General features: G+C 69.0%; 2 protein-coding genes. Both read right to left on the bottom strand.

Features of this window, described 5'->3' with window-relative positions; all coding sequences use genetic code 11:
• Positions 1 to 163: 163 nt before the first annotated feature.
• Positions 164 to 892 (bottom strand): IS21-like element helper ATPase IstB, encoded by a 729-nt coding sequence (gene istB, locus AC07NC_RS17365; protein ID WP_003170613.1) that lies wholly within the window; start codon positions 890 to 892, stop codon positions 164 to 166.
• Positions 879 to 2,390 carry an IS21 family transposase gene (gene istA / locus AC07NC_RS17360; RefSeq protein ID WP_164952576.1) on the bottom strand — a complete coding sequence of 504 codons (1,512 nt, stop codon included), beginning with the start codon at positions 2,388 to 2,390 and terminating at the stop codon, positions 879 to 881. The genes istB and istA overlap by 14 nt, the downstream gene beginning before the upstream one ends.
• Positions 2,391 to 2,506: the final 116 nt, after the last annotated feature.

Below are 2,506 nucleotides of genomic sequence, written 5' to 3'. Positions count from 1 at the left end.
TGTCAATCGGCGTCTAAAAGGGACCCCCTATCGGCGTGCAATAGGGACCCCCTTTTGAGGTTCGGGATGGACGTCACGAGCGCACCGCTTGCGAGGGTTGGGGCGTAGGGAGGGCGTAGCCCGACCGGAGGCTCAACCCTCGCCTGGCGTTCTTCGTGGAGGGTTAGCTGCGGTGTTTGAAGCGCCAGCTGTCGTTGCCGGTCTCGACGATGTCGCAGTGGTGGGTGATGCGGTCGAGCAGGGCCGTGGTCATCTTGGGATCGCCGAACACGGTCGGCCATTCGCCGAAGGCGAGGTTGGTCGTGACGATCACCGAGGTCCGCTCGTAGAGCTTGCTGATCAGGTGGAACAGCAGCTGGCCGCCCGAGCGGGCGAACGGCAGGTAGCCAAGCTCGTCGAGGACCACGACGTCGAGGCGGCAGAGGTGAGCAGCCAGCGCACCGGCCTTGCCCAGGCGGGTCTCCTCCTCGAGGCGGTTCACCAGGTCGACGGTGTTGAAGTACCGGCCACGCGCCCCGGCCCGCACGACGTTGGCGATGATGGCGGTGGCCAGGTGGGTCTTGCCCGTGCCGGTCCCGCCGACCAGCACGATGTTGCGCCGGTTCGCCAGGAAGGCGCCGCTGTGAAGCGAGCGCACCAGCCCCTCGTTGATCGGCGTGTCGTCGAACACGAAGGCGTCGAGGTCCTTCACGGCGGGCAGCCTGGCCGCCGCCATCCGGTAACGGATGGAAGCCGCATGCCGGTGGGTCGTCTCGGCGCGCAGCAGGTCGGCGAGGATCTCCATGGTCGTGCGCTTGCGCTGCAGGCCCGTGGTGACCGCCTCGTCGAAGGCTCCGGCCATGCCCTTGAGGCCCAGGCCGGTCAGGGCCGCCATCATCTCATGCCGCTGCATGCATGCCTCGCAAGCTGTCGTAGCGGTCGCAGTCCGCCAGAGGCGGATGCCGCAGCGCCAGGTCATCGGGCGTGACGATGCTCAGCGGCCGGGGCGGTTCGCGCCGGCGCGCCAGGATGTTGAGGATGACGTCGTCGCTGACGGTCCCGGCGGCGAGCGCCTCGCGCGCCGCGGCCTCGACCGGCTCCAGGCCGTCTTCCAGCACCGCCGCCAGAACCCGCACGAACCGGCGATCGGCTTCGTCGCCCGCACCCAGCTTGCGCCTCAGGCGGGCCAGCCCCGGCGGCAACTCCCAGTCCTGGAACGGCGCGCCATTGCGCAGGGCTCCGGGCTTGGTCGCCAGCACCGGGAGGTAGTGCCAGGGATCGTAGAGGGTCCGGTCACGACCGAAGAACCGGCGATGGTCGGCGACGACCTCACCCTCGCAGCGCACGACGATCCGGTCGGCATAGGCGCGGACCTGCACCGTACGGCGCCCGGCCTTCGCCATCACCGAGTAGCGGTTACGGTCGAAGCTGATCAGGCAGGTCCCCGTCACCGCGTGCTCGCTCTCGTGGAAGCCGTCGAACGGGCCCAGCATCGGCTGCAGCGCCGGCCGCTCGGCGGCCAGGGCCTGAGCAACCGTCAGCTCTTTCTGCTCGGGGTGCTGACGCAGCTCGCCCCAGCGCCGGCACTCCGCCTCCAGCCAGCCGTTCAGCTCCTCCAGGCTGGTGAAGCGCAGGCGCGGCTGGAAGAACCGTCCCCGGGCCGTCTGGACCTGGTGTTCGACCTGGCCCTTCTCCCAGCCCGCCGCCGGGGAGCAGGCCGTCGGCTCCACCATGTAGTGGCTCGCCATGACCAGGAAGCGCCGGTTGAACACCCGGTCCTTGCCCGTGAACACCGTCGTCACCGCCGTCTTCATGTTGTCGTAGATCCCGCGCGTCGGCACGCCGCCGAAGAAGGCGAACGCCCGCGCATGCGCGTCGAACAGCATCTCCTGGGTCTCGCGCGGATAGGCCCGAACATAGATCGCCCGCGAGGCGCACAGCCGCATGTGCGCCACCTTCACCCGCATCGGCTTGCCCGCGATCTCCACGTCCTCGTGGCTCCAGTCGAACTGGTAGGCCTCGCCCGGCCGGAACATCAGCGGGATGAACGATGGCGCGTCCGCCACGCCCCGGCGTCGCTTCAGCCGCCACCCCGCCGCGTAGCGCCGGACCGCGTCGTACGACCCGTCGAACCCCTCGCGCACCAGCAGGTCATGAACCCGCGTCATCCGCAGCTTCTCGCGCCGCGGCCGCGCCTCGTCCTCTTCCAGCAGCTCATCGAGCCTGGCCTGGAACGGCGCCAGCCTCGGCAACGGCTGCACCGCCCGCCGATAGGCGAACTCCGCATCCGGCTCCCGGATCGCCTTGCGCACCACCTTGCGCGACAATCGAAGGTCACGCGCGATCGCCTTGATCGCCTTCCCGGACGCAAACTCGCGCCGAATCCTCAACACCGTCTCCAACACCAACATCCCGAACTCGCCGCCTGACATCCGCCAAGCCGCCACCGTTAGACCTCAGGAATGAGGGGTCCTTATTCGACGCCGATCACACCGCTAACGGGGTCCCTTTTCCACGCCGATCCACA

This window comes from Brevundimonas sp. GW821-FHT10A07 (assembly GCF_059415785.1).
The sequence above is the reverse complement of the archived record's forward strand: the minus strand, read 5'-3'. Positions and strand labels throughout refer to the sequence as shown.

What these genes read in the sequence shown, in the direction of transcription:
- istB (WP_003170613.1), bottom strand. Translation starts at nt 892, where the DNA reads ATGCAGCGGCATGAGATGATGGCGGCCCTGACCGGCCTGGGCCTCAAG.
- istA (WP_164952576.1), bottom strand. Translation starts at nt 2,390, where the DNA reads ATGTTGGTGTTGGAGACGGTGTTGAGGATTCGGCGCGAGTTTGCGTCC.